General features: G+C 63.1%; 28 protein-coding genes and 2 pseudogenes. 13 read left to right on the top strand and 17 right to left on the bottom strand.

What is annotated here, in order from left to right; all coding sequences use genetic code 11:
• Positions 1 to 288: pseudogene (locus tag U5S82_18955) on the top strand (YnfA family protein).
• 299 nt (positions 289 to 587) lie between these two features.
• On the opposite strand, the gene U5S82_18950 reads toward U5S82_18955, so the two are convergent.
• The 8 genes from U5S82_18950 to U5S82_18915 form a co-directional block, all read right to left on the bottom strand.
• Positions 588 to 824 carry a ribbon-helix-helix protein, CopG family gene (locus U5S82_18950; GenBank protein ID MDZ7753661.1) on the bottom strand — a complete coding sequence of 79 codons (237 nt, stop codon included), beginning with the start codon at positions 822 to 824 and terminating at the stop codon, positions 588 to 590.
• A 365-nt stretch (positions 825 to 1,189) separates the two neighbouring features.
• A complete protein-coding gene (locus tag U5S82_18945) occupies positions 1,190 to 1,918 on the bottom strand; it encodes a SprT family zinc-dependent metalloprotease (protein MDZ7753660.1) in 729 nt (242 codons plus the stop codon).
• Positions 1,908 to 4,988, bottom strand: a complete 3,081-nt coding sequence (locus U5S82_18940; protein MDZ7753659.1) for an HsdR family type I site-specific deoxyribonuclease — start codon at positions 4,986 to 4,988, stop codon at positions 1,908 to 1,910. Before U5S82_18940 ends, U5S82_18945 begins: the two co-directional genes overlap by 11 nt.
• Positions 4,989 to 5,157: 169 nt before the next feature.
• Complete coding sequence (locus U5S82_18935) at positions 5,158 to 5,652, bottom strand: hypothetical protein (protein ID MDZ7753658.1); 495 nt, start codon at positions 5,650 to 5,652, stop codon at positions 5,158 to 5,160.
• Entirely contained in the window at positions 5,649 to 6,356 is a 708-nt protein-coding gene (locus U5S82_18930; GenBank protein MDZ7753657.1) for a DUF3800 domain-containing protein, read from the bottom strand. The genes U5S82_18935 and U5S82_18930 overlap by 4 nt, the downstream gene beginning before the upstream one ends.
• Positions 6,353 to 7,729: a restriction endonuclease subunit S gene (locus U5S82_18925; GenBank protein ID MDZ7753656.1), complete on the bottom strand. Its 1,377-nt coding sequence runs from the start codon at positions 7,727 to 7,729 to the stop codon at positions 6,353 to 6,355. The genes U5S82_18930 and U5S82_18925 overlap by 4 nt, the downstream gene beginning before the upstream one ends.
• Positions 7,722 to 10,181 (bottom strand): type I restriction-modification system subunit M, encoded by a 2,460-nt coding sequence (locus tag U5S82_18920; GenBank protein MDZ7753655.1) that lies wholly within the window; start codon positions 10,179 to 10,181, stop codon positions 7,722 to 7,724. The genes U5S82_18925 and U5S82_18920 overlap by 8 nt, the downstream gene beginning before the upstream one ends.
• Before the next feature lie 8 nt (positions 10,182 to 10,189).
• Entirely contained in the window at positions 10,190 to 10,381 is a 192-nt protein-coding gene (locus tag U5S82_18915) for a CopG family transcriptional regulator (GenBank protein MDZ7753654.1), read from the bottom strand.
• Positions 10,382 to 10,732: 351 nt separating this feature from the next.
• Between U5S82_18915 and U5S82_18910 the strand changes: the two genes are divergently transcribed.
• Complete coding sequence (locus U5S82_18910; protein MDZ7753653.1) at positions 10,733 to 11,371, top strand: hypothetical protein; 639 nt, start codon at positions 10,733 to 10,735, stop codon at positions 11,369 to 11,371.
• A gap of 208 nt (positions 11,372 to 11,579) precedes the next feature.
• On the opposite strand, the gene U5S82_18905 is transcribed toward U5S82_18910, so the two are convergent.
• A complete protein-coding gene (locus U5S82_18905) occupies positions 11,580 to 12,047 on the bottom strand; it encodes a Slp family lipoprotein (GenBank protein ID MDZ7753652.1) in 468 nt (155 codons plus the stop codon).
• 103 nt (positions 12,048 to 12,150) lie between these two features.
• Positions 12,151 to 12,705, bottom strand: a complete 555-nt coding sequence (locus U5S82_18900; GenBank protein ID MDZ7753651.1) for a Slp family lipoprotein — start codon at positions 12,703 to 12,705, stop codon at positions 12,151 to 12,153.
• Between the two features lie 319 nt (positions 12,706 to 13,024).
• Between U5S82_18900 and U5S82_18895 the strand changes: the two genes are divergently transcribed.
• The 4 genes and pseudogenes from U5S82_18895 (at position 13,025) to U5S82_18880 (ending at position 15,673) form a co-directional block, all read left to right on the top strand.
• Positions 13,025 to 13,960 carry a hypothetical protein gene (locus tag U5S82_18895; protein ID MDZ7753650.1) on the top strand — a complete coding sequence of 312 codons (936 nt, stop codon included), beginning with the start codon at positions 13,025 to 13,027 and terminating at the stop codon, positions 13,958 to 13,960.
• A gap of 377 nt (positions 13,961 to 14,337) precedes the next feature.
• A complete protein-coding gene (locus tag U5S82_18890) occupies positions 14,338 to 14,580 on the top strand; it encodes an AbrB/MazE/SpoVT family DNA-binding domain-containing protein (protein ID MDZ7753649.1) in 243 nt (80 codons plus the stop codon).
• A gap of 3 nt (positions 14,581 to 14,583) precedes the next feature.
• The gene (locus U5S82_18885) at positions 14,584 to 14,991 is read left to right on the top strand and encodes a type II toxin-antitoxin system VapC family toxin (GenBank protein ID MDZ7753648.1); all 408 of its coding nucleotides are present in this window, start codon (positions 14,584 to 14,586) and stop codon (positions 14,989 to 14,991) included.
• 127 nt (positions 14,992 to 15,118) lie between these two features.
• A pseudogene (locus U5S82_18880) lies at positions 15,119 to 15,673 on the top strand (DEAD/DEAH box helicase).
• 146 nt (positions 15,674 to 15,819) lie between these two features.
• Here the strand turns inward: U5S82_18880 and U5S82_18875 are convergent.
• The 3 genes from U5S82_18875 to U5S82_18865 form a co-directional block, all read right to left on the bottom strand.
• Entirely contained in the window at positions 15,820 to 16,815 is a 996-nt protein-coding gene (locus U5S82_18875) for an IS110 family transposase (GenBank protein ID MDZ7753647.1), read from the bottom strand.
• Between the two features lie 421 nt (positions 16,816 to 17,236).
• Positions 17,237 to 17,728, bottom strand: a complete 492-nt coding sequence (locus tag U5S82_18870) for a hypothetical protein (protein ID MDZ7753646.1) — start codon at positions 17,726 to 17,728, stop codon at positions 17,237 to 17,239.
• A 126-nt stretch (positions 17,729 to 17,854) separates the two neighbouring features.
• Positions 17,855 to 19,795, bottom strand: a complete 1,941-nt coding sequence (locus U5S82_18865) for an AsmA family protein (GenBank protein MDZ7753645.1) — start codon at positions 19,793 to 19,795, stop codon at positions 17,855 to 17,857.
• Positions 19,796 to 19,889: 94 nt separating this feature from the next.
• On the opposite strand from U5S82_18865, the gene U5S82_18860 reads away from it, so the two are divergent.
• Positions 19,890 to 20,015 carry a hypothetical protein gene (locus tag U5S82_18860; protein ID MDZ7753644.1) on the top strand — a complete coding sequence of 42 codons (126 nt, stop codon included), beginning with the start codon at positions 19,890 to 19,892 and terminating at the stop codon, positions 20,013 to 20,015.
• 54 nt (positions 20,016 to 20,069) lie between these two features.
• Here U5S82_18860 and U5S82_18855 read toward each other — a convergent pair whose 3' ends face one another.
• Both U5S82_18855 and U5S82_18850 read right to left on the bottom strand, forming a co-directional pair.
• On the bottom strand, positions 20,070 to 20,519 hold the full coding sequence (locus U5S82_18855; protein MDZ7753643.1) for a ligand-binding protein SH3: 450 nt from the start codon (positions 20,517 to 20,519) through the stop codon (positions 20,070 to 20,072).
• A gap of 102 nt (positions 20,520 to 20,621) precedes the next feature.
• Entirely contained in the window at positions 20,622 to 20,846 is a 225-nt protein-coding gene (locus tag U5S82_18850) for a hypothetical protein (protein MDZ7753642.1), read from the bottom strand.
• A 413-nt stretch (positions 20,847 to 21,259) separates the two neighbouring features.
• On the opposite strand from U5S82_18850, the gene U5S82_18845 reads away from it, so the two are divergent.
• From U5S82_18845 to U5S82_18820, 6 genes are all read left to right on the top strand, one after another.
• The gene (locus tag U5S82_18845) at positions 21,260 to 22,003 is read left to right on the top strand and encodes a flavodoxin family protein (protein ID MDZ7753641.1); all 744 of its coding nucleotides are present in this window, start codon (positions 21,260 to 21,262) and stop codon (positions 22,001 to 22,003) included.
• Between the two features lie 16 nt (positions 22,004 to 22,019).
• On the top strand, positions 22,020 to 23,366 hold the full coding sequence (locus U5S82_18840; GenBank protein MDZ7753640.1) for a class II fumarate hydratase: 1,347 nt from the start codon (positions 22,020 to 22,022) through the stop codon (positions 23,364 to 23,366).
• Positions 23,367 to 23,521: 155 nt separating this feature from the next.
• Positions 23,522 to 23,956: a YqaA family protein gene (locus tag U5S82_18835; GenBank protein MDZ7753639.1), complete on the top strand. Its 435-nt coding sequence runs from the start codon at positions 23,522 to 23,524 to the stop codon at positions 23,954 to 23,956.
• A 96-nt stretch (positions 23,957 to 24,052) separates the two neighbouring features.
• Positions 24,053 to 24,277, top strand: a complete 225-nt coding sequence (locus U5S82_18830) for a hypothetical protein (protein MDZ7753638.1) — start codon at positions 24,053 to 24,055, stop codon at positions 24,275 to 24,277.
• 61 nt (positions 24,278 to 24,338) lie between these two features.
• Positions 24,339 to 24,497: a DUF3309 family protein gene (locus tag U5S82_18825; GenBank protein ID MDZ7753637.1), complete on the top strand. Its 159-nt coding sequence runs from the start codon at positions 24,339 to 24,341 to the stop codon at positions 24,495 to 24,497.
• Between the two features lie 113 nt (positions 24,498 to 24,610).
• A complete protein-coding gene (locus U5S82_18820; protein MDZ7753636.1) occupies positions 24,611 to 24,922 on the top strand; it encodes a BON domain-containing protein in 312 nt (103 codons plus the stop codon).
• A 69-nt stretch (positions 24,923 to 24,991) separates the two neighbouring features.
• On the opposite strand, the gene U5S82_18815 is transcribed toward U5S82_18820, so the two are convergent.
• Both U5S82_18815 and U5S82_18810 read right to left on the bottom strand, forming a co-directional pair.
• A complete protein-coding gene (locus U5S82_18815; GenBank protein ID MDZ7753635.1) occupies positions 24,992 to 25,303 on the bottom strand; it encodes a PilZ domain-containing protein in 312 nt (103 codons plus the stop codon).
• Positions 25,304 to 25,857: 554 nt separating this feature from the next.
• Complete coding sequence (locus U5S82_18810; protein ID MDZ7753634.1) at positions 25,858 to 26,055, bottom strand: hypothetical protein; 198 nt, start codon at positions 26,053 to 26,055, stop codon at positions 25,858 to 25,860.
• Positions 26,056 to 26,665: the final 610 nt, after the last annotated feature.

The following is a 26,665-nucleotide window of genomic DNA, read 5'->3' as shown; positions in this document are numbered from 1 at the left end:
ATGCCTAAGGGTTGCTTTGCGTTTTGGGCCTGACTACGTCTCGACAAGTCGGCCATCTGGCTGGTGCCCGGCATGTTCAGCCTTGCGGCCTTCGCTTTTCTGCTGACTTGGATCGACAGTGACTTCGCCGGCCGGGCCTACGCCGCATACGGAGGGGTCTACATCGCCTCGTCACTGGCATGGCTATGGCTGGTCGAGGACCAGACACCCGATCGATGGGATATCATCGGCGGAGTGATATGCCTCAGCGGGGCCGCTGTGATTCTATGGGGGCCAAGGCCCGCGTAACATGGTCGTCATTCGGCTCGAATGTGCAGCAACTGGCACCAGAAGAGAGTGAATTCACTTGAGGGTATTTATGGGGGCATTTCAGGCGCTTAGCAACGCAACCAACTGATTTATAAGCCGGAGTGATTGTCGCCGCCTCCAGACAAAAGCCGCGGCACCGCGTAGGTCCTACCGTGCGCGACCTCCACTGCCGGCAAAATCGCCAAGCCAGGTACTGGGCGTGATCACCGAATTTCTTGTCGGAGGATTCTCCAGCAGCAAGCGATCACCAGTGACCAGGATGCTTCCCGAATAGGCGCTCAACAGAGCCCAAGGATGGTCGTCTCCTCGAGCGCCAACTCCAATGCCGCATCCGCATCGAGCCCCGCTCGCTTGCGAGCCTGTGCTACCAATGCACGGGCACTTGCCTGGTCCTGTATGCCGCGCAGGCGCAGGCTCTCCTCGATGATTGAGGCAATGGAACGCCCCTGCCGTGCCGCCGTCTCTTTCAGGGCACGGTGCAAATCGTCATCGAGAATAACTGTCAAACGACTCATACCAAGCCTCCCCTGCTAAACCTCACTTGCCAAACCTCTCTTAAATCGGCCCGCCACAGCTTGGCACATAGACACCAATGCACCAAAACATCACGCGTAGTTTCTGAGCGTCGCTTCAGCTTCATCGCCTCGCCGCTGCGCGAGCAGCAACTCTTGCTGCTCTCAAAGATGCCCGCCGCTGGGGCAAGTGCACCTGATATCAAGCATCGAACACCGTCTACCACCCGCCGCCGCCCACCTGCCGGTGCAGCGACTGATCGGCCTCACAATCAATCCTTCGCCAGATATGCGCCGGTTTTTACAGCCATCTACAAATCCGCCTCGTCACCTTGCCATCAGCTCCATCTGGCGAATAAGCAGTTCGATCAATACGTCCAGTTCTCATGTGCCAGTGGAGCCTGGTTCAGCTCGTCCCGGCGCAGGCGCCAGTCCGGCATGAGCTGATCCATCAGCTGGCGAAAGCGGTCGTTGTGGTGGCGCTCGAGGAAGTGAACCATTTCATGCACAAGCAGATATTCCAGGCAGACAGGCGCTTTTTTCGCCAGCTCAAGGTTCAGCCAGATGCGTCTGGCGTCGATATTGCAGCTTCCCCATCGGGTCTTCATTCTCTTTATACGCCAATTGGCAACATTAACACCGACGACGGACTCCCAGCGTCCGAGCAGCTCTGGAATCCGGGCTTTCAGCCGGCGCCGGTACCAGCGGTCGAGGACCTGCTGGCGCGCCGCACGGTCCGTACCGGGCGGCACCTTGAGCACAAGCGTGCTGTTGTTCACGAGGCGAACCCGGGGTACGCCGGGCCCTTCCACCACATTCAAGCGATACCGCTTGCCTTCGAAGTAGTGGCTTTCTCCGGTCACCATTTCTCTGGCGGACTGACGTTCCTGACGCCCGAAGCTTTTCCGCTGCCGCTCGATCCAGGCCAGCCGGGAAACAACCGCCAGGCGGACGGCCTCGTCATCCAGGTGCAGGGGCGCGGCCACGCGAACCTTGCCGTTTGGCGGGTAGACGCCGACGTGGAGGTTCTTGATCGCCTTGCGGCAGATCTCGACGGGGATGCCGCTGACCTCGATATGGCTGTGCTCAGTAGCCATTCTGGTTCTTCACGAGTTCGAATACCGCGTCTACGTCCGGCAAATCCGTATCCCGCACCTGGCTCTGCAGAACCGACGCGATGGCGTTTCGCACCTCGCGCTCCTTGAACTTGTTGGCCCGCCAGTCGGCCTTCTTCACGGACCGTATCTTCTCGTCGAGCCGCAGGGCCAGCGAGGCATCCTCGCCCAGGTTGTCGTAGAGGGCCTGACGGGCCGGTGTATCGATGCCCGGCGGATACGCGCTCTCCTCTTCCCGCCTGGCAACTTGCCGGGTCAGCTCCACGATGCGGCGCAGATATTCCCTGTATTCCAGCGCTTCCTTGCGCCGCTGCTCGATCAGATGATCCAGCAGGGTGGACATCCTCTCGTAGTATTTCGGGTTGACCGGCGTCTCGTCGACGATCAGCCGGCGCACGTTGTTCTCGATGGTCTCGGCCATGGCCTCCCGATCGCCCGCTATCGAAGACGGCAGGCTGTCCACCGCCTCCTCACCCCGGGTGACGATCAGATCCACCAGGGTCATATCGTCGAATGCCGAGAGCTTCTCGCTCTCCTCGGCGCGGATATAGGTATCCAGCAGATGCCGCATGGCCGGCTCATAGAGCTTCATGTCGATGTAGTCGCCGCTGGCCAGCTTAACCTCTTCCCGGACCCTTTCGTAGTGCTCGACCTCGGCCTTGATCTTGGCCGCCTCGGCCTCGCTGTAGCCGGCCTGGTCCATCTCGTTGGCCAGGTTGGCGTAGGCACGCAGGAAGGCGCCCACATGCTTGTACAGGGCCACACGTTTGGGCTCGTTGTCCTTCTGTACCCCGGGCGCGTCGCTCGGGCCCACGAAATAGCGGCGGTAGGCCGGGCTGTCCTTGGGCGGCTCCACCGGCTCGCATAGCGCCTTGGCGGCTTCCCGGGTCTCCTCCAGGCGTTCCCTCGCCTTGCTCAGGCGATCCTCCAGCAGACCCTCCACATCCTCGGCGTCGAAGGCATCGAAGGCGCCGCCGGTATAGTCCTGGATAGATTGCTCCAGGGATTTGAACAGGTCCTTGTAGTCGATGATGTAGCCGACCTCCTTGTCCTCGGTGTGCAGCCGATTGACCCGGCAGATGGCCTGAAACAGGCCGTGGTCGCGCATCTGCTTGTCGATGTAGAGATAGGTGGCCGGCGGGGCGTCGAAGCCGGTGAGCAGCTTGTCCACCACAATGAGCAGCTTCATCTGGCCGGGCTCGTCGATGAAGCGCTTCTTCACCTCCTGCTCGAATTTCTCCACCTTGTGCACGGCCGTTTGTTCCGGTTCATTGAAGTGCTCGGCCAGCATCTTGCGGTAGATCCCATACTGGTGCAGCTTCTCCGTTTCGCCCTCGCCCGTGGCCTCACCCTTGATGTCGGCGGTGGAAGGTACGTAGGACGTCACGATGGCGCACTTGCCCTTGAGCTCGGTCGCCTGGAACATCTCGAACAGCCGGCAGGCCGAGTAGATGCTGCCCGCCACCAGCATGGCGTTACCGTGGCCACTCAACAGCCGGTCGCGGGTGGCCATATCCCACAGGATGTCGGAGACGATCTTCTCCAGCCGGTCCCGGGAGCTAAGCACCTTTTGCAGGGTGCCCCAGCGTTTCTTGAGCTGGGCCCGGGCGTAGTCGTTCAGGCCCCGGGTCTTGAGCTCGAACCACTGGTCGATCTTCTCCTGTGACGTAATGTGCTGGTCGATGTCGCGCGCCTCGTAGCGCAGGTCCAGCACCACGCCGTCGTGCACCGCCTCGTCGTACTTGTAGGTGTGGATATAGGGCCCGAAGACCTCGACGCTCTTCTTCTTGTCCTTTTTCAGCAGCGGCGTGCCGGTAAAACCGATCAGGGTGGCAGCCGGCAGCAGGGCCTTCATGGCCTCGTGCAGCTTGCCGGACTGGGTGCGATGGCATTCATCCACGAACACGAACAGGTTGCCCCTGGCCCGGAAGCCCCTGGGCAGGTGGCTCTCCATGTCCTGAATGAAGGCATCGACATCGCCCTCCTCGGACGCACCGAACTTGTGGATCAGCGAGGCGATCAGCCACTCCTCGCTGCGGTCCAGCACCGCGATCAGGTCCGCGCCGCTCTTGGCGCGGTAGATCTGCTCGTCCACGCCCTTGAAGACCTTCTCGATCTGCTCGTCGAGCTCGGTGCGGTCGGTGATCACCAGCACCCGGGCATCGGTGACATGCTCGCGGGTCCACTTCGCCAGCCAGACCATGGTCAGCGATTTGCCGCTGCCCTGGGTGTGCCAGATGATGCCGCCCTGGCGGCCCTGCACGTAGTCCCGGGCGGCGCGCACGCCGAAGTACTGGTTGTGCCGACAGGTCTTCTTGATCCCGGCGTCGAAGACCACGAAGTCGTGGACCAGCTCCAGCAGCCGTTGCCTGCTACAGAGCTGGTCCAGCCCGCGCTCCAGCGGGTCCTCCATCTCCGAAGGTTCCTTCCACTCCATCCAGTACTTCTCGGGCGTCTCGATCACGCCGTAGCGCAGGCCTTCGGTGGAGTTGCCGGCCATCAGCAACTGCACCGTGGCGAAGAAGGGCTGGATGAACTCGCGCTTCTGGTTGTCCAGGTTCTGGCGGATGCCCTCGGCCACCGCCACCGTGGAACGCTTGAGTTCCAGCACCCCCAGGGCGATGCCGTTGACGTAGAGCACCAAGTCCGGGCGCTTGGTGTTGACCCCCGCCAGCGTGACCTCCTCGGCCACGGCGAAGTCGTTGTTCTCCGGGTTATCCCAGTCGATCAGCCAGACGGTGATCGTCTGCTCTTCCACAGAGGGCTTGATGTGTACGCCATAGCGGAGCTTTTCGTAGACGGCGCGATTGGCATCAAACAGCGTCTTGCTGCCGGAAATGGCCGCTGCCTGATCCAACTCGCGCAGGGCGCGGCTGATGATGCGCTCATCAAAGCCCTGCCGCCTCAGCCAGTCGCGCAGCAGATCCGCCTCGACATGGCTGTTGCCATCGCGATCCTTCCAGTCGCCCAGATAGCGATAACCCAGGTGCTCCTGAAAGAACTTCAGCACCTGCGCCTGGGTGAGACGTTCGCGTTGACCGACCGTGGAAATTTCCATAACCATCTGTTCTTTAACTGTTTTGCAAATCACCACCAAGAAGCTGCACCGCCGGCATCGGTGGGATTGAATCTGCTCGCCTCCGGACCTATAATACTCGTCGTCTCATCCGCCTTTAGCGGAAGGAGCATCCGAAGCCCTTCGGCAGTAATGTCGCGGGGCTTCAGCCTCTCTGGCCCCTCCAAAATTTCTGCTTTTCCTTCTCGAAGGCCCTCCGGCGGCCCGACCTAAGGTTGCAATAGGCCGTTTTCAGCACGTAGTAATCCCGGCGTTTGCCCAGGATAACGGCAAAGTCGTGCTTTTCTGCCCAGATGACGACGTGAGTATCACGCCCACGCGCATTCTCCCACCAGTTCACTCCTTCTTCACCTGCGTCAGCCTGTCGTACGGCCCACGCAATCCAACGAATCCGCTCGCAGCGGGCGAGATCGGGTATGCGGTCTTCCTCCCTACGGTTACCGGGGTGCGGTGCTTCCGAAATGACGTGCCAGAAGCTGAAATGCTTGCCTTGGCTTTCCGGCCTGTAGGGCGCAGTCACGCGGCACCCCTTAAACCGGACCTCAGGCCGGACGAAGGACTCGACAAATGCCTCGTATACCCTCTCCACATAATTCAGCCAGTCGCCGTCGAACGGCAACCGCTCGGGCGGCTCCGTCATGCCGCCTCCCGCGCGCGCCAGACGAACAGATTGAACTTCCGGGCACCGGGTAGCGTGGACCGATTCAACCCCAAACCGCTACGCTCCCTCAGTTGCTGAATCAGTGCTTGCTTGGCCTGACTGCCCTCGATGCCCCGGAAATGGTGAGATAGCAAGCCCGTCAGGACATCCGCCAGTTGTACCAGCGGCACATCGTGCGACCGTACGGCCTCGATGCTCTGGATTCGCTCATTGTTGAAGTCGTAGTGCGTGTTGCACAGCACTTCTTGCAGCTTGCCCAGCTTTGTATTGCTATGGGTATCCTTGATATCAACGAAAACGCGAAAGGTGTGTTGATCGTCGATCAACCGGGTTAGCAGCTGCCACCACATCTTGTAGTAGAAATCATCGTGGTCCTGATCGAAGCGGTCATGGTCCAGGACCTGCTTGTCCGGTACCACGACGCCGCGAAAGCCCAGCGATGGCTCATCAAAAAACACCGACACCAGATCCCGATAAAACGCCAGCGTTGACGGGGCCACCTGCGTCCACTTGATCTCGCGCTTTGCCGGAATACCGTGCCGTGCTTTCAGCGCCTTGATGGCTCGCCCGAGCCGTTGCCGCCTGTCGGCCGGGCAAGAGATGGCACCCAATACCATCGCGGGCTGGTGATCGTGCTCCAGATGACAGGACTCATCGCAATAGATATGAATCTGATCGCTCATGCCGCCGCCTCCGGCGTCACCAGCCGGACCAGCCCGGTGAGAAGCTGCTGCATCATGCCCTGCTTGATCTGGCGGGCCTTGTCGCGGCGGTGTTTCAGGGCTTCGATTTCGGTGTCCATTTCGGAGAGGACGGTGGCGATGGCCTGCTGCTCATTGAGCGAGGGAAGGCGACACTCAATGCCAGCGAGCACCTTGCCATTAAGGGACGGCAGCGCGGTGGTGCTGACAAGGCTTCCCAGCTTTGTACTGAGTAAAACGTAATGTATAAACCGAAAATCTGCAGCAGCGTCTTCGATCACAAAAGCGGCCATGTTGTTATCCAAGCAGCCTGGCTTAGATAGGATTTTTTTCCTTTCCAAAAAAACGGCTGCACCAACCTTTGCAAAGACGATACTCTTCGCTGGAAAAGCGATAGCTCCTAGCTGCTTCCTGGTTACCTCGCTAATATAGTTGCTGGCGACTTCCATAAAAGTCTCGTTCCCTTCGTTGTTCATGTCTGAGACCTTAAAAAAGGGATACCTACCAGACGTCTCGCCTTGGAGCATCGTTGGGAAACCACTGCCACCACGAAATCGTCCGACTTCCCCCAACTGCTTAGTCTCCCACTCGCCGGTGAAGCCCGGCAGGCGGGTCTGGCCGGTGAGGAGTTGTTGCATGGCGGCCTGTTTGATGGCGCGTTTTTTGGCGATCAGGCGATCGAGGGATTCGATTAGCGCGTCCGCGTCCGATAGGGCGGTGGCGATGGCGCTTTGCTCATTGTCTGGAGGACAAGGAACCTTTAGATTCAACAAACTGCCTTTTGCAATGTTCTTCATGCTGCCACTTGTTCCAGTGGCAAACTCTTTTAGGTGCTTCCGATAAACTGGACTGCTCAGGATATAAGCAAGCCACCTAGGCGAAAACCTAACAGCTTGCTTAAATATGGTCATCCAGATTCGATCTGGTAGGAAAAGATGCTCGTAATCTTTTTCGACGAAGCCGGACTCGCCAACCAGGTCCGGCGTGTTCATCCGGCTAATCAGTATTGTTTCGGCCTTAGGACTAAGCTTTGCCCGATCGTGGTCCTTAGCCGAAATTGGCTTTGCTTGATTTGGAAAGAAGGTGCCGGCCTGGATACATGACGTCTTCAAAACCGACGGGGTGTCATTTATCGGTTGGTCCGATGCAATTGAGTTGACGCTCACCCCCGCTTGAAGGGCACTAACAAAGTGCGCAAGTGCTTTTACGCTCCAATCTTCTGGAATCACTCCCACCTCAGTCCGCTTGTAGCCCGGCGGCACTTCGTTCTGCGCAACTTCAGGTGCATTGACTCGATACGCCGGCGCGGCATCCCGCACAGCGTCCTGTTTGATTGCCTGACTGCACTCAGACATCGGCCCGCACCCCCATCTTCTCCAGATGCCCGGCCACCCTGGCGGCCAATTCCACCACTTCCCGCTCGATGGCGGGCAGCGGCTCGGCGTAGCGCTCCTCCAGCTCGCGCACGCGGGAGGCCAAGCGGTTGGTGATCCGTTCCACCTCGGCCTCGATGGCGGCGCGGATGTCGACCAGCCATTTGTCGCCCACGGCGAGTCGCTTGATCTCGTCCTCGGTGAGCTCGCCGTAGCGGGCCAGCACGGCCTGGTTGAGCTCGGCCTCGGCGTCCTTGACGGCTTTTTTGGCATCGGCCTCGGCGTCCATCAGCGTCTTGCACTGCTTGAGGACGGCGATCTCCTCCTCGGCCTCCGGCTCGCCCTCGAGGGCCTTGAGACGCCTGGGGATCTCAGTCTTGGTGACCTTGCCCTTGTCGTTCCTGACCTCGCTGAGCGGGTCATCCTCGCCGTCCTGCTCCTCGATGAACTCCTCCAGCTCGCGGATGGCTGATTCGTGCTCAGTCTGTAGGGCTTCAAGCCGGGCCTGCGCGTCGGCGAAGAAGCGGGCGATGACCAGCCCCGGCGGGATCAGGTCCAGCTTGTATTTCTTCGCCTTCCTGCCGCTGCCGATCACCAGGTCCGGCTCTTCCTTGATCTTGCGCTCCTTGTTCTCGATCACGCCGCGGGGCCGGGCCGCCTCCTGCCAGCCGTCGGCAGCGATGAGGTAGACGTCGTCCTGCATGACATCGGCCCAGTAGTTCATCAGGCGCTGGTAGACGGCGTAGCGGTCCAGCAGGGGCACGCCGGCAAAGCGCCGGAGCAGATCCTCGGACAGGGCGTGGATCACTTTCCGCGGCTTGTCGCCCTGCTTCAGGACCAGCAGGGCGGAGCGGTGGGCGGCCTGCCAGCCGTTGATCACCTCGGCCACGGTGGCGGTAAAATCCTTGAACGCGGGATGTTCCAGCACCGTGGGCTTGACCTGCCGCGTTTCCACCTTGGGCTCCAGGTAGCCGGGGCGGCCATTGTCCCGGAACAGCGCCTCGCGCAGGCCGGGCAGCACGGACCAGTAGGGCTCAAGCGCGTCCACGTCGCGCTTAGGTGTGCCACCGTTCAGGTGCGCGTGGAGATCGTGCAGGTCCTCCGGCTCGCTGGCGTCGATGTAACGCGGGATGTTGAGGTTGTAGTCGTTGGCCGGACTTGCGATCTCGGCCAGCGGCACCAGGCGGGCATAGCGTGGGACCTCGCGCTGATTGTTGAACACGTCCACGATCTTGTGGATATCGCGCGAGCGCAGGCGGTTCTTGTTGCCGTCCTTCATGAACTCGCGGCTGGCATCAATCATGAAGATACCCTGGCGGCGATCCGCGTCTTCCTTGTCGATGACCAGGATGCAGGCCGGGATGCCGGTGCCGTAGAACAGGTTGGCCGGCAGGCCGATGATGCCCTTGATCAGGCCGCGCCGGACCAGGTTGTGGCGGATGTCGGCCTCCTTGTGGCCCCGGAACAGCACCCCGTGGGGCAGGATGATGGCGCCCTTGCCGGTGGACTTGAGCGATTTGATCAGGTGCAGCAGAAAGGCGTAGTCGCCGTTCTTGGCCGGCGGGATGCCGTACTCGAAGCGGCCCCACTCGTCGTTGGCCGGGTCCAGGCCGTTGGTCCAGGACTTGGCGGAGAACGGCGGATTGGCGACGGCGAAGTCGAAGGTCTTGAGGCCGCCGTCGCCAGATTTGGACGAGTCCTTGAAATTGGGGCGGGTCAGGGTGTTGTCCCGCCACAGTTCGGCGGTTGGATAATCGTGGAGGATCATGTTCATCCTGGCCAGCGCCCAGGTGGCGTTGTCGTTCTCCTGACCGTAGATGCTCATGCCGGTGGGTGCCTCGTAGGCGGCGCGCAGCAGCAGGGAGCCCGAGCCGCAGGTCGGGTCGTAGAGCGTCTGGTCCTGGCGCGTGTCCGGACCAATACCCACCACCTGCGCGATCACGCGGGAGACCTCGGCCGGGGTGTAGAACTGCCCCTTGCTCTTGCCCGACTCCGTGGCGAAGTGGCGCATCAGGTATTCGTAGGCATCGCCCAGCAGGTCGTCACCGTCGGCGCGGTTGGCGCCCAGGTCGAGCTGGTCGAAGATGCCGACCAGCTTGGACAGCCGGTCCTGCATGTCCTTGCCGGAGCCGAGCCTGGTCTCGTCGTTGAAGTCGGCCTGGTCGATGACGCCCTTCAGATCATTGGCCTCGGCCAGGCAGCCGATGATCTTGTTGATCCTGTCGCCAATCTCCTTGTCGCCCTTGAGCGCGACCATGTCCTGGAAGCTCCCGCCCTCCGGGACCTCGATCAGCGAATCCCGCTTGTCGCTGACGTACTTCATGAACAGCAGCGTCAGGACATAATCCTTGTACTGCGAGGCATCCATGCCACCGCGCAGCTCGTCGCAGGACTGCCAGAGGGAGTTGTAGAGCTGGGATTTTTTTAATGCCATGAATCCAATTACCCCTTTTGCCCTCGTGAAGCCGGCAGGTCATCACCGATCTCGACCCCCTCCCGCCCGCAATAGTCCCGGATCATCACCTCGATCATATTGGCCAGACTGCGCCGTTCTCGCTCCGCCATGGCCTTCAGCCCGGCCTTGACGGCCGGCTCCATGCGCACGGTGGTGGTCTCGGTCTTGGCTGCTTTCACGGCGGGCTCCCGGATGGCGCCTGTCTTCGCATGTCCGCACGCAGGCAGGCTGTCGCATGTACTGCGGATATGCTACGCGAGGCGGTGGCGACAAGGAACACAATCACGGCCCGGCACTACTCCAGAATGAGCTTCTTCCGCTATATTTGATGCCATCGTGATCGCCCTTTGCCCCCTGGAATACCATGAAACTCTTCGCCTGCCAGTCCTGTGACCAACTCCACCGCCCCCATTACAGGCAGGGGCGGCCGGTGATGGCACGCGTGGTCCATAGCTGTCCGGAATCGCCCCTGTCCCTGGTGATCCCTGGTGCTCACAGCCCCGGCGACGGACCTGGATCGGATCAGCACCATGGATCCTGATCAGGCGATCCCCATCCAGCGTTTCGCCGCCGCCGGGCTCCGGGCCTTCGCGGTGATGATCCTCGTCGGGGGCATCCTCGCATCGACAATCTACTGGGTGTTCCATTGGCAGACGCCACCACTTCCCTGGCCGCTCTCCGCTGTCATCCTGCTGCAGATCCTCTTCGTGGTGGCGATCGTCGCCTGGGTCTGGCTGATCTGGCGTCGCGCCGGCATGCTGCGGGGTCTCGTCGCGAAGGACTATCCTGTGATGACCTGTACCGCGGCATGCATGCGCCTGCTGGGTGAATTGATCGCCATCCTGTTTGTGCTCAGCTCCCTGGCATTTTCCATCGCGTCCCTGGTGGCTGCGGAGCCTGCCGCGCAGACTGCCGTGACCTGGCTGGACCTTCGAGGGGACATTGTCGGGCCTGCAACCTATGGGCTCGCCACGTTAACCGCGCTGCTGTGGCCCATTGCCGGCCTGGCGGCGGGGGGCTTCGTGCTCTTCGGCGCCTACCTCTTCGCCGAAGTGCTCATCGCCAAGCTGGAGAATTGGCGTGACATAAGGCGTATCCGGGAGCAGCTCCAATCCGGAATCTCTTTTTCCAACGGGAAGGATCCCGCGGACACTGGCGAAGACGTATGAGTGGCCATACGGCAAAGGGGCATGCACGAATTCGAGCGCGTCCCGACCCTGCGCGTCGAGAACTGGTTACTCGAGTGAACAGCCCGTTGGGGGGAGAGTTTACTTCTTTCCGCTGCCACCCAGGGGAGTCAGATAAAGCACCACCGCAACTGCGACGTCCCCTTCACGGATCGCGACAGCGTTCAGGCTGACGGCGCCGAGGATGGGCTCAGAAACCGATGCCGACACCAATGCCAAAGTTTATGCGCGGCGAGGATGGGGCTACATATTCCGGCCGGTCCCACAGCACCAGTTTCTCTTCCCTCACCAGGGGATACCGGTAGGAGGTGTCACCGACCTTAGCGCTGATGAAGCCGTCGAGCTGGCCGTACACCTCGAGCAGGCGTTGGGGGGCAAACTCCTGGGGTTCGAGGAAGCCCTGGTGCTCGACGATGAAGCGGCCCTGGGGCCTGGCATCGGTCTGCGGTCTGCCCTCCCTGTCGAGGGGCAGGGAAAGCAGCTCGATTCGCGTGCGGGTGCGTAGGTTCTCCACTCTGACGATCCGGCCACCCCAGTGCACCGCCCCCCTCGCCTCGCCGGCGGCCATCACCTCGGCCGGCGTCGGCCCCGTGTCGGCGCGCTTCACACCGGTGGTGCACGCGGTGGACAGGGCCGCCACGACGACCATTAGCAGCATGACCCACCTCATCCGCTGTGCTGGGCCCTTGAGCATGTTCATGAAGTCGTGCCCGATGCGGCGCGAAGCCGCAGGAATTGAATGATTCTCGCAGGACAGGACACTAGTACCACCCGTACGGCCAGTGTCGGTAAGATCCCCATGGTCGCCAGGGCCACCAGGGATCATAGAAAGGGTCGTGGAACCAGCCCGGTTCGTGGGGCGGCAGGTACTCGGGCCATAGATGATGCACACCCACCTCGACCACCGGATAACGATAGGGGTATTCACCGACCGGCCGGGTGACCGGCTCGACCAACTCACCACGAACGGTCAGCCGCTTGTCCGGCGCGTATTCCGCCGGGTCGAGGAAACGATCGAAACGGGCGATGAAGCGGGCGCTTTGCCCGTCCTCCGGCCTGGGCTCGCCGCTGTCGCTCAACGGCCAGGCGTAGACCTCGACGTCGGTGGACGCGGGCTCGTTGCGCACATCGAGGATCTTGCCTCCCCATCGCACCTCCCGGCCGATGTAGCGATGGGGCTCGGCCCGCACCACGCCCGGCTCGGGACCATCGGGAAGTTCACCGCGCAAACCTTGGGGCACCGCGCTGGCGCACGCCGCGAGCAGCCCGCCGCATACGACTGCCAGCGCCACCAGACCCACAGACTCGCCGGCCATGATCACTCTCCTTTGACCCATTGAATGTGCAGATTCTGCCGCAAAGAATTAGTTCCACGGGCATGCCGCGGGCGCGCATGGTAACTTTAGTCAGTGTAAGCGTGTTCAGAATCAACATACCTTGGAATGTAAAAGGGAAGCCCTGACCCTGATCCCCTTATTCCAGCTTGCCCCCCTCGTTTGCCCTTGGGTTCCTGAACCGAGCGACACCCTGGGGCGTAATGGTGGGAAGATATGGTTCTTCCAGAGTAAGCCGGTGTCCCAGTCCATCACGATGAGAGTACATGCCCTTGCGGCCATAGCGTTCCTGGCGTCCACCGTGCCCATAGCCCCCTCGCAGGCAGGTTCCCCCGCCGCGGAGGAAGGGGCCGGGGAGGTCGCCACGGACGTCGTCATCGAGGCCACGGACGCACTCATCGAGGATATACGCGTCGCCATCGACGGGCTGCTGGACGCCGTGGCCCAGGGGGACAAGGCCGCGCGGTCCCGATTCGCCGGGCGCACCCTCGCGGGTCTCGATGCCCTTGACCAGCGGCTGCGTGGACAGGCGGGCGTGACACTGGGAGGGGAATACGGATCCTGGCGCGTTGCGCTGGCCTCTCCGGGGTTGGAGCCGGCCGCGGTTAGGGACGTCCTCGAGGACCAGCCGGCCCTGGCTTCCCAGCTCGATGCCCTGCGCCGTAACTGGGTGGGCCGCCTGGCCTTTGCCGCCGGAAAAGACAGACGGCTGGTTCTCCGTTATCACCCGCCCACGAAGTCCTTCGTAGCCAGCGAGCGCCGCCTCGACGAGGATCGAGGCAACGACCGGCTGGTGCCGGAGGGTGAGCGGCGCGCAAAGCACCTGGCCCAGCGCGGCCGCCAGCTGGCGGCGGCCTGGGCGGCGGCGGAGCCCCTGGTGCTGGCCGTGAGCGGCCCGGCGGCCCAGGCCCTGGACCTGGACCTAGACCTGGACACGGACCGCCTCGAGGTGGACTACCTGGATACCGGGTGGGTCGTGCCCATCGGTGAACAGACCCACGCCGCGCTGCTCGAAGAGGTGCGGCTGCAACTGCAGTACATTCTCAACGTGAAGGTAGAGGGCCCGCCCCTGCTGAAGGCGCTGCAGGCCAACCTGTTCTTCGATGAAGAGTTCGGCTTCATGGCGTGGGGCGGACGCTGGCCGGCCTTCGCGGGCAAGATGTTCGTCTTCCGCCATGACCCCGCACGCGAGCGCTGGCTGGTGCGGGTGGAGCCCGTGCCCTTCGGGCCAACATAGCCCTTTAAATCCGGCGCCAGTCTCTGGGAAAACTTACTGGAACCGGGGTTTCCGGGTACTTTTGACCTTCCGACTACATTGCATGTCGTGGAGTAAGTCTTCAGGCGCTCCGCACCGCTTATTTCTACGCGCTGCTGGTGTAGCCGCCCCCCTTTGGCTCATCGTCGAACGGCTCAAATGTGCAGCAACGGGCACCAGAAGAGTCCGGAACAATACGAGATCGCCCCCAGCTTGTCTTCTGACCAGATTTCGCCTCGAAGTCGACATGCCGGCGCCGAATTGAACCGCAATGCCATTGGACGGTCCCGACCATCGCAATTGACGATCCAGGAGACTCGGCATACGCTAAAGCATATGCCTCGAACGGAGTTCGCGCCATGGTTGAAGCTGAACGACACGTCAGACTGTTCCGCAACGGCCGCAATCAGGCCTTGCGCATTCCCCGCGAGTTCGAACTGGAGGGGGAAGAGGCCATCCTGCGCAAAGAAGGCGACCGCCTGATCATCGAGCCGGTTCGCAAGGGTCGGCTGCTGGCAATGCTGGCATCGCTGGAGCCATTGGAAGAGGCCTTCCCCGACGTCGACGAAGACCTGGCGCCCCTGGACGACGCGGAACTATAGCGCATGGCGCTCCGCTATCTGCTCGACACGAACATCATCTCGGACCTTGTCCAACGACCAAAGGGCCAGGTGGCCAGCCGGATCGCCGAGGTCGGCGAGGATTCGATCTGCACCAGCATCGTCGTGGCAGCGGAACTCTGCTACGGCGCAGCGAAATCGGATTCGAAACAACTTTCCGAACGGGTCGACCTGTTGCTATCCGCCCTGGAGATCCTGCCGCTGGAAGCGCACGCAGATCAACGCTACGCAGAGATCCGTCACCACCTCACGCGGCAGGGTACCCCCATCGGCCCGAACGATCTGTTGATCGCCGCACACGCGCTGGCCGCCGACCTGACCCTTGTCACCGCAAACACGCGCGAATTCGAGCGCGTGCCGTCCCTGCGCGTAGAGAACTGGTTATCGGCGTGAATGCACAAGCGTGCCCCAAGTCCAACCCGCCACTGAGACGACTCCTTGTCGCTGACACCCTAGGGGCAGGGGATTCATATCAAGGTGTTCGCGAACGTTTCGATTTCCAGGTAAGCAATCCAATTCGATGTCGAACGAATCCGATGAGCTGAGAAGGCTACGAGCCGAAAACGCGCGCCTGATCACCCTGCTCGAATCCCATCGCATAGACTGGCGTCGCACACCGGCGAGTGCATCCGCGTCGGAGCCACCACGACCCGAGCCATTTAATCTCTCATCAGCGGAGAAGGTCGCGCTGTTTCGGCGCCTATTCCGGGGGCGCACTGATGTGCACTCTGTGCGCTGGGAAAACGCGACAACTGGCAGGTCAGGCTATGGCCCGGCGTGCGGTAACGAGTGGCGTCCCGGAATCTGCGATAAGCCGCGAATCAAGTGCGCCGATTGCGGCAATCGGGTGCTGATACCCGTATCGGATGCGGTCATCTACAAACACCTTGCCGGCGATAAGACGATCGGCATCTATCCTCTCCTACCGGACAACAGCTGCTATTTTCTCGCGATCGACTTTGACAAGGCCGAATGGCGCGAGGACGCCAAAGCCATTGTTCAGTCCTGCCGTGAACTGAACGTACCCGTTTCACTGGAGATATCGCGCTCGGGAAACGGTGGACATGCATGGATTGGCTCGTCCGCAGAATCTGTGGGTAAATGTTGCGCTCACGGCGAACGCCAAGTTGGGTGTCGGGCTGAAGCCCGACCTACAGCCCGACCTACGCGACACCCCCACCGCCCATTCCTTGGGCACACATGTAGATACTCCGTTTCCTGTCAAGCGGTTTGGAGATGCTGATCGCTAAACAGCTTGGAGGAGTCGAAAGGCTGATCATGCTGCATGCAGGCCCAGATTCCGGTGAGGTACTTGCGCATGACGGCGCACAAGGCTTGGATCCGCTTTTTGCCCCGGGCCACCAGAGCGTTATAGAACGCCTTGGCATACGGGTCATGCACGATCGCCACCATCGCTGGCATGTACAGGGCGCTACGCAGGTAGGCATTGCCGGTCTTGGCTAGGCGCCCGGGTCGATGGACGCTAGAGCCCGACTCATGCAGGCGCACGTCCAGCCCAGCATGACGAGCGACTTGTTTGGCCTTCAGGTCCCTGGGCAGTGTGGATAGCTCGGCCAGCAGAGCCAGGCTGCTGGCTGCCGCGAGGCCGGTGGCGGCACAGAGATGGGCCTGATGTTGCGCCAGCTCGGGGGTCTGCTGGATCAAGTCCTGGGCCGCTTGTTGCACCCGTTCGATGCGTTGGTCCAGTTGAGCGATGCTTTCCTCGGCATCCTCGATCAGCAGGGCTGGCGTGCCCCGTTGCGCCTTCAGGGCGTGCAGGTGGTTCTTGGCCTGGGTCCGCGCGTCCATTAGGCGGTTGAGATGCCGGCCGAAGTCGCGTAGGGCCCGATAGGTCGATGGCGGCGGGGTCCAGCGCCTAGGCGTCATGCGTTCGGCGTATTCGGCCAACAGGGCGGTGTCGAGCGGGTCGGTCTTACTGCCGCGCAGCGTAATTTCGGCGAAATGCCGGAAGCTGCGCGGGTTGATCACGGACACCGGCAGCCCGGCCTCGTGCAGGGCCAGCGCGAGGTCCAGGTAGTAGATGCCAGTGGCCTCCAGCACGATGCCCGCCGGTTGCAGCGCCTGCAGCTTGCGGATCGCCTGGGCGTGACCTTGGGCAGTCTGTGGGAAGGTGTAGACCTTACTGTTCTTGCCGTCACGACGGCAGAGCAAGTCGAAGGAGCGTGCGGCGACATCAATGCCGATATAAACGCTCATCGTTGTTCCTCCTTTCCCTTCTGGGGTCGGTTGCGTCACACTGATCACCGGTTCCCCGACCTCGCATTTCTTGCCGGTTCGACCTTGTGATACGAAGTCCAGCCAGGCTGGCTTCCCGATACTCCTCGAAATCGGCAATGAGGCGGGGAGCCCATCTACGCGCGAGGTCAGAAACTTCCTGCCTCCAGGTCGGGACGGCTTCCCCGGTGTCTGGCAAAAAACCTAACATGCCAGATAACTCCAACATACAAGGTCGGGATTCATCCCGACATTCAAACTTGAGTGGATCCCTGACACCACGGTTCGCTTTGTAGATTAGTGTTGACGGCAGGGCCGTCAGTTCGTTCCGCCGCACATGCGGCGTATCGGCCCTACGGGATCGCCTCAGGGCCACCGCGCAGCCCGCCCTTGCGCCACGCCTTCAGCGCCGGTTGACGGCGAAGCGACCCGGCCCCAGCAGCACCAGGGCCACGGCGGTGGCCAGGAACATGCCCTGCAGTTCCAGCTGCCAGCCACCATGCTGGGTGAGCCGGAAGAATTCGCCGCGGTGAGCCAACTCCCCGTAGGCCAGGCGCATGGCGAAGGCCGGGGCCTTGAGCAACACCGGGCGGTGGAGGACACGGCCGATGGCGCGGGAGAAGTCGCGGTTGGTGACCGGGTTGGGGGCGGTGTTGTTGAATGGGCCGGCCAGAGCGTCGTCGGCCATGAAGTCCTCGAACATGCAGAGCAAGTCCTCCATGTGGACCCACGACACCCACTGGTCGCCGCGGCCGGCCACGGCCCCCACACCCATCCTGAACATGGGCGCCAGGCCCGCCAGGGCGCCGCCGCCACGGCCCATGACGATGCCGGTGCGGCTGATGCAGACCCGCACGCCATGGTCCTCGGCAGCGAGCGCCAGGCGGCCGGACAATGAGAATTCGCAATGGCTGCGCGGGCGACGGCGGTCATGCCATGAGGCGCCCGAAGACCCCCGTCCCGGGGCTTCGATCCCGGCCCCGGATCCCACCCCCTCGCCCGGAGCGAACCGTCTCCCTCATCATTCGAACAGGCCTCTCAGGCCCTCCCCCAGGGCGTCGAGGGCATTACCGCCCTTTCCGGTCCCTGACTCGGCCTTCTCGCCGTGCTCCCGGGCGATGGCCAGGCAGGGGTTCCCGGACCCGGTACCCAGCTCGGCGAGACCGAGCAGCGCGGCCGGAGGGAAGGAGATGATCCCCAACGCCGCCAGGATTCCCACCGCCTTGCGGGTGACCGCCATCTCCTCGAGGTTGTAGCTGGGGGCCATCAGCGGGCCCGCCACTTCCACCGGCACCGCTACGCTGAGGGTGATGGCCTTGGGCTTGGGGGTGAACAGCAGGTCGAGGCGCTCCTTGCCCAGGTCCACCGTGCCCGCGCCATAGACCGTCGAATGCTCGGTGTCGGCGAGCAGCACGCGGGCGGTGGCCACGCCCTGCTCCACCTCGAAGTCGGCTACGGCACAGTTGAGGGTGGCGCGCTCCTTGTCGGCAGCCACCAGCGTCCCCACCAGCCTGGTGAGCCCGCCCACCATGGCATCGATGTCCTCGGTACTGGCCTCGCCCTGCTCCACCAGCAGGCGCACGGTACCGTCCAGACTGGCGGCCAAGGCCGCCGGCGTGCGCCCGCGCGCGGTCACGTCCACCTCCATGCGGCCCTTGGCCCGCAACCAATGGTGCCCGGCGATGAGTTCCTGCAGACGCGCCATGTCCAGCGCCTCGGAGACGAGGCGCAGGGACAGGGCCGGCGGCTCGGCATCGCCGTCCAGTTCCAGCTCACCTGCGAAGGCGCTGTCCGCCAGCTCCAGCTCCACGCCGGCCAGGCGCAGCCTGGCGGCCTCCAGAGACACCGTGCCCGCCAACCGGCGGAGGATCACGCTGGCGACGCCGAGGTCCTTTGCGGTGATATCGAGGGCCAAGTCGACCCGGGCGAGGGGGCCGAGGGGCAGCGGCTCGGTGCCGAACAACCGCTTCCCCGGCGCTGCGCCGGCCCCGGCCGGCCCGGGCAGACGCAACCCGGTGGCCTGCAGGCGCCCGCTGAGGCGCGGGCGAGGGCCGCCGCCGGAGAGTTCCATCTCGCCCGTCACGGAGCCAGCGGCCAGGCCGGCATGGAGGCCGGAGAGGCGCAGACCGGTGTCGGTATCCGTGACCTCCGCCTCCACCTCCCAGGGACCGATGGCTGGGAGGGCGGCATCCGTGAGGGCCGAAAGGGTGGCTACGCCCTCCCCCGCGGCCTTCAGGGACAGCTCGAGGCCGCCGGCCTCAAGCGGCCGCGCCACCTGCCCGGCCACCGCCACCACGCTGTCGCGGGCCTCCAGGGCGAGGTCCAGTTCCACCCCGCGTCCGGCGGTGAGGGTCGCCAGATCCGTGAGACTGCCGGAAAAGTTCACGGTCTCGCCCCGCAGGACGGCTTCACCGTCCAGCTCCAGGGCGGCGCCGGGATCCGCGGCGGTCAACCCGAGGCGCCGGACCATCACCTCGAGGGGCCCGCCGGCGCCACGCCAGATGAGGGTGAAGTCCCGCACCGTCACGTCGCCCTGCAGCGCCACCGCCGGCCCTGCTTCCTGGCCACCACCCTGAAAGCGCCAGTTGGTCTGGCCCTGAGGCGATGTCTCCAGCAGCAGCTCGGTATCGTCGAGATCGAGATAGCGGATCACCACTCGCCCGCCCATCAGGGCCAGGGGGTCCACCGCCGCCTCGACGCGTCCGATGCGCAGCATTTGTGGTCGCGACCCCCAGTCGGTGTTGGCCAGACCCACGCCCCTGACGACGAGGCGGGGAGAGGGAAGGATACGGAACTCCAGCGGGCCGTCGATGGTCACCGTCCGGCCGACGGCCTGCTCCGCCGCCGCCACCAGGCGACCGCGGTAACGTTCCGCATCCACCGCCAGCCACAAGCCTATGACCGCGGCCGCCAGCAGCACGACGGCCAGGACGCCGCCGATGATGAGTCCACGGCGGCTCATGGCAAGTCCTCTCGGGTGGCGGCCGGACATTGCCGGTGAATTACCCATATCATAGGAAAGAGACTAGCAGACATATTCCGCCCCGCCCTGGGATTTGGCCGTCTGCCGAGGAGGCCCCGGGGCCTACAAGGACGTGTCGGCGGCGGTGGAAGCCACCGACCCCGCCGGACTGGCGCGCAGCGTGGCGCGGTTGCGGCTGGTGGTCTGTATCGAGGGCTGAAATGCAAAGCGGGGCCCGCGGGCCCCGCTCTGTCAACTGCCTGTGCCACCGGCATCAGGCGGCGTACTTCTCCTTGGCCTCGCGGGCCGCGGCCGCCTCCTCCGCGCTGTAGGCCTTGCCCGACCACAGCATGTCGTAGGCGATCTCTTCGTTACCGTTCTCGCACAGCTCCAATACCTTGCTGAACAGGGGCTGGAAGGTCTCGCTGCGATGGGACGCCTCGTGGTCCTCGAAGGAGTTCCAGAAGGTGACGATGAGGGCCTCGCGGTCCTTGAGTTCGTCATCCACCGGCTGGCCGATGGTGGAACCCTCGTTGGAGATCTGGCCACGGTTCAGCGCCACGAAACCGCCCACGAAGCCGGTATCCGAGTGGTAGGTCTTGACGTTCTCGCACAGCTCGGCCACCCGCTCCTGCAGATCGTCCACGGTGTACTCCGGCCTGATGATCACCCGGTTGACGGTGACCACGCCGTTGTAGGGAAAGTCAGCAATAAGTCCGCTCATGATAAACCTCCGGTTTTTCAGAATATTCTTAATAACTGACTATTCTGCTCAGGATTAGTTCCATGAACGAACACGGCCTTGGGCCATGTCTCAGATCGTGCCTCAGTCCTCCCCGTCCTCGTAGTCACTCACCAGTTCCACGCCCATCTCCGCCGCCGCCTCGGCCCAGTAGGGCTCCATCTCGCAGCTGCAGCAGTCGCACCACACGGCGACGCCCTCGTGCATGCTCTTGGAGCCGCCCCGCTCGCGGGTGCGCGGAGCGCGGCGCGGGGAGCGTGAGTGGCCGCCCTCGAACTCGGCGGGGTCCTGATGGCGTACTCTGACCATGATCGATCCTCCGGTGGCTGGCGGCAAACGTCCGGCATACCTCTCCTCAACCCACCCGCGGTGACCCGGATCGTTCCAGGGCCCGGCCAGCGACCCGCACGGCCGGGCAGGTGCGCGCCGAAAAACGGTGTCAGGAACCGTTTCCGCTGTGAGGGAAACGGTTCCTGACACCGTTTTTTTTAGCCGAGGGCGATGCGGCGTACGCCCTTCTTCACCGATTCCTTGCTTTTAAGATGAAAGGCCATGGCAGGGCTCTCCTGGACCGACGCCGCACGGCGTCTCATGCTTGACTGGATGGGCGGCTTTGGAGTTTATCAAATGTGAAGGAGCCTCCGGCGGCGCGGGCCGTAGGGTCGCGGAAGCACTAGGGGGAACGAGGCAACCTCACTACCGGCAATCGGGAGGATCGAACCATGCTCAACGAACTCCAGCAGCAGTGGTGTGATGAGCACCCCTGGGACTTTTCCGGGCTGCGGGCCATGTTTCTCAACTGCACCCTCAAGAAGACCCCGGAGATGTCCCATACCGAAGGGCTGATCCGCATCAGCCGCACCATCATGGACAGCGCCGGCGTGGCGACGGAACTCATCCGTCCGGTGGACCACGACATCGCCGCCGGTGTCTATCCCGACATGACCGAGCACGGCTGGGAGCGCGATGACTGGCCGCAACTCTACGACAAGGTACGCCGGGCGGACATCCTGGTACTCACGACACCCATCTGGCTGGGAGAGAAATCCTCGGTAGCGACCAAGGTGGTGGAACGACTCTATGCCCAGTCCGGCGACCTCAACGACGCCGGCCAGTACGCCACCTACGGCAAGGTGGGAGGCTGCCTCATCACCGGCGACGAGGACGGCGCCAAGCACTGCGCCATGAACCTGCTGTACTCACTGCAGCACCTGGGCTACACCGTGCCACCCCAGGCCGACGCCGCCTGGGTCGGCGAGGCCGGCCCCGGCCCTTCCTATCGCGACCCCGATTCCGGCGGGCCGGAGAACGACTTCACCAACCGCAACACCACCTTCATGACCTGGAACCTGCTCCACCTCGCGCGCATGCTGAAGGAGGCCGGTGGCATCCCCGCCCACGGCAACCAGCGCTCGGCCTGGGAGGCCGGCTGCCGCTTCGATGCCCCCGACCCAGAGTACCGCTGATGCCCCGGAGCGCCTCATGACCGACCCTTCCCCCGGCCCGGCGGCGCAGCCGGAAGACATACTCTACGGTGAGCAGACGCGCCTCGCCCTGGACAACTTCCGCATCAGCGCCCTGACCCTGCCACCGGCCTTCATCCATGCCCTGGGGCTCATCAAGGCCGCGGCGGCGCGGGCCAACGGCCGCCTCGGCGAGCTGCCCGCGGACATGGCCGAGGCCATCGCCCTGGCCGCCGACGAGGTGGCCGTCGGCCACCACGACGGCCAGTTCGGGGTGGACGTGTTCCAGACCGGCTCCGGCACCAGCACCCATATGAACGCCAACGAGGTCATCGCCACCCTGGCCGCGCGCCGCCTCGGCAGGGAGGCGCACCCCAACGACCACGTCAATCGCGGCCAGAGCAGCAACGACGTCATTCCCAGCGCCATCCACGTCAGCGCCGCCCGTGGCCTGCAGAAGTTGAAGGACGCCCTCGCGACCCTGGCCGCAACCTTGGAGGGGCTTGCCCAGCAATACCACGGCGTGGTGAAGACCGGGCGTACCCATCTCATGGATGCCGCTCCCCTGACCCTGGGCCAGGAGATCTCGGGCTGGGCCGCCCAGGTCAGGAACGACCACGCGCGCCTGGCGGATGTGGAGCCACGGCTGCTGCAGCTGGCCGTGGGCGGCACCGCGGTGGGCACCGGGCTCAATGCCCACCCGCGGCTGGCCCTGGAGACCACTGCCGAGCTGGCACGGTGCACAGGCCTCGAGTTCCGTCCTGCCGCCAACGCCTTCGCCGCCATCTCCAGCCAGGATACCGCCATCGAGCTGTCGGGCCAGCTCCGGGTCACCGCCGCCACCCTGGCGAAGATCGCCGGCGACCTGAGGTGGATGAACAGCGGCCCGGTGGCGGGGCTGGGGGAGATCCGCCTGAAGGCCCTCCAGCCCGGCAGCAGCATCATGCCGGGCAAGGTGAACCCGGTGATCCCCGAGGCGGTGTCCATGGTGTGCGCCCAGGTGGTGGGTTGTGATGCCGCGATCGCCGCCAGTGCCTGGGACAACCGCTTCCAACTGGCCACCATGCTGCCCCTGGTCGCCTACAACCTGAACCTGGAGATAGCACTCCTCACCGGCGCCGCCCGCGCCCTGGACGAACGCGCGCTGCGGGACATGGAGGTCGACGTGGACAGCCTGCGCCGCCACGTCGAGCGCAACGCCATGCTGGCGACGGCCCTGACCCCCCGCATCGGCTACGAGCGCGCCGGCGCCATCGCCCGGCGTGCCGTGGACGAGGGCCGGACGGTGCTGGAGGTGGCCTTGGAGGAGACGGACATACCGGGGGAGGAGCTGAAGCGGCTGCTGGATCCGGTGGGGATGGTTTAGGGGTGGGGGAATAGTGAATAGTGAATGGTGAATGGTGAATGGTGAATGGTGAATGGCGGATGATGGCTGGTGGATGGTGAATCGTGAATACAGCCGGTTGTTCGCTGCGGTGGTGACGGCGGCGTTCGGGCGCGCCTGAGGATTCGGCGACCGGCGTGGAGGCCTACTTCACCCTGTTTCTGGTCTCGTTGGCGGCGGCCACCATTCTGCCGGCCTACTCCGAGGTGATGTTCGCCGGCCTGCTGACCGCCGGTTACGAGCCCCTGCCCCTGTGGGCCTGGGCCACCGCGGGCAACACCCTGGGATCGGCGGTGAACTGGGCCCTGGCGCGCTACCTGCTGCACTTCCAGGACCGGCCCTGGTTCCCGTTCCGGCCCGACCGTATGGGCCACGCCCAGCGCTGGTTCCAGCGCTACGGCGTGTGGTCGCTGCTGATGGCCTGGGCCCCGGTGGGCGGCGACGCCCTGACCTTCGTCGCCGGCTTCATGCGGGTGCGCTTCGACGTCTTCATCCTGCTCACCGGCATCGGCAAGGGCCTGCGTTATGCCGTCCTCCTCGGCCTGGTGGATTTGTTCGGCCTCACGCCCTGAGCCGGAGCCTGTTCCATAGAGGACCGTTGCCAGCCCCGCCTATCGTCGTGCCCACCACCGCTTCTCGCACCGGGCAACCCTGCAACCGGAGCCCCAATGGCGGACACTGCTCTGGATTACTATCTGATGCGTCCCAGGTTCTTCCGGGAAGATGACTTCGGCATTGATGTGCGCTGGCGTACAGACCAAACCCCGGAGATCAGTGAAAGTTCAATCGTCGGCCATTGTATCGAGGTTGGACAAAAGGTCGCCGCCGTGCTGCAAGGCTATTGCCGTCCGGCGACGTTGTTGACGTTCAGATACTTCGGAACAACGAAATGACACTAGGGACAATGCTGGTCCTCGTTCTGATTTTGCTGCTCCGAGCCTAGGGAGAATTGAAATGTCACTAGGGACAATCCTGCTCATCGTGGTGGTTCTAATGCTGCTTGGTGTGATCCCGACCTGGTCCCACAGCCGGAGTTGGGGTTACGGCCCCAGCAGCGCTCTCGGCCTGATCCTGGTTGTAATCGTCCTGCTGTTGCTCTTAGGCAAGATCTAACACGACTGCACTATGCTTACCCGCCGCAGGCCGGCCCATAGCCTCCACCGCCCGCCGAGTCGCGCTTTACCGCGAACCCGCGGCACCTGACCCTTCACATGGAGAATCCGAACATGAAACGACTCAGACGCTTTCAGGCAATATTCCTGCCACTTCTGCTGGCCTTACTCGTCGGCTGCGCGGGTACGGCCCACCAGGAAAGCACCGGCGAGTACATCGACGATACGGTCGTGACGACGCGGGTCAAGGCGGCCATTTTCAACGAGCCATCCTTGAAATCCGCAGAGATCAATGTGGAAACCTTCAAAGGCGTAGTGCAGCTCGGCGGCTTCGTCAACTCCCAGGCCGACATCAACAAGGCAGTCGAGATCGCCCGCGCAGTGTCGGGCGTGAAGTCCGTCAAGAACGATATGCGCACCAAGTAACAGCAAACCGGAACTGAAGGTGCTGAAACGAGCGCCTTCTGATTCAGCTCCTTAGGCGATCATTCACACTCATCCCACCATGGACGTCAAGGCTCGGTAGTAGAGCGAATTCACATGGGACAGCTTTATGCCCACACCGCCCGAGCCATGGCGCACCACCCTGCCGCGCATGGGATATTTGTCGCCGAAAACCACCACATTCAATTCGATCTCGTCACCATAGGCCAGGAAGGTGGAACCTGTCTCCAGGAACATACCCTCGGCACTGACGTTGCGGGACATGAAGCGCCCGGACAGCCCGAGGCTCACGAACACCTCGGTCATGAAAGCTGCCGCTATGCGTTCACGGCGTCGTTGTTCGTCTACTCGACGTCTTTCCATCATTGCTTGTCGTCTTCGAATCCTGATTAGTGAAGCGCGGCCGGCGTCGTCCAGCCGCCGCCCAAGATTTACGGTTCAGGCCCGCTCACTCGCTCAAACCAGGGGTCAATACCCATGGCTCTGGAACACACCGCTGACATTGCGGCGGATGATCATCTCCTCCTCGTAATCGCCCCAGGGCGCATACCGTTGATCTGCTCGGCGGCGTGGAAGATTTCCACTTTGCGTTTCGACTGATGGATCCTCCGAGCGAATATGCCGCGCCGGGGCGAAATATCCACAGGGAAGGCACAGACTGCCCACACCGCCGCGGCCCATCTGTACGCTGTCACACCTAATTGCACTGCCGCGAGGCCCAACCCCATGGAAAGCCGTGCCGCTTCTGACGTCACGAAGGGTTCGGATTGCAGCCTTGGCCACAGTGCAAAGCAGCGACTTCTGTCTGCGCTTGGCCCGGTCCCGGCCCCGGGGGTGTCGCACAAGGACCCGGCGGCGCGACGCGCCAACTGGCCCTGCCGGGCCCGGGTTCAAACCATGTATGAGCCCTGAGGGACCTAATTGCCTCCGGGCGTCGTCGCGTCCCGAATACTGTCACCGGCCTCTTCCATCTTCTTGCCGGTGTCTTCCACCGCGTCGTCGAATTTCTCGCCGGCCGATTCCGCCGGCCCCTGCGAGTCGCAGGCCGATAACGTAACGAACAGCGCACCCGCGACCATGGCCGCACCGACGGTTTTGATAAATTCATTGTTCATCACAGCTCTCCAGGTAATTTCCATCTGCATGTTCGGATTGAAGGCGCAAGCCCGATCCGAGCGCGTGCCGAATCGGTTGCGTAGGAGTAAGGGTACGCAGGGTCCTTGCCCCCGTCTGTCTGGCGCCGCACATTGGTCAGCGAGCTGGCGCATCTCGGCCTCGCGCCATAACCGTTGTGCTTTTCTCCCGCCGGCGAATCGATCCAAAGTTTTTTTCAAAGGGGGTCCGATCGTCTGTCCCCGAATGTGAGCATCCGCTGAAATTGAAGTGCTGAGCCTTGCTCTTCGTGCCAGCCACGAAGATCACCTGCATGGACCTTCCGTGCGCTACCGTACCGACGTTTGGAACGGCTGCCGGTACAAGGGTGGCATCGCGCTTGGTCATGGTATTTTCTGTAGGTACCCTCGGGAACAGCAGCATCACCGGGGAAAGGATTCACAAAACATCCCAAGCGCGCCACTGCTTCTGAAGAGCGCATTGCATGGTCAATGCTCTGGTTTCAGAGCCACCACCGACAAAAGGAAACTCCATCATGAAAATCTCAATTCTCGCGGCAGCCATCGCAGCCTGCGTTCTTGCTGCACCGGTTCTAGCTGCACAGGAAGCAGC

This window comes from Gammaproteobacteria bacterium, assembly GCA_034522055.1.
Taxonomy (GTDB): domain Bacteria; phylum Pseudomonadota; class Gammaproteobacteria; order JAABTG01; family JAABTG01; genus JAABTG01.
Note: the sequence above shows the minus strand (reverse complement) of the source record. Positions and strands in the feature narration are given on the sequence as shown.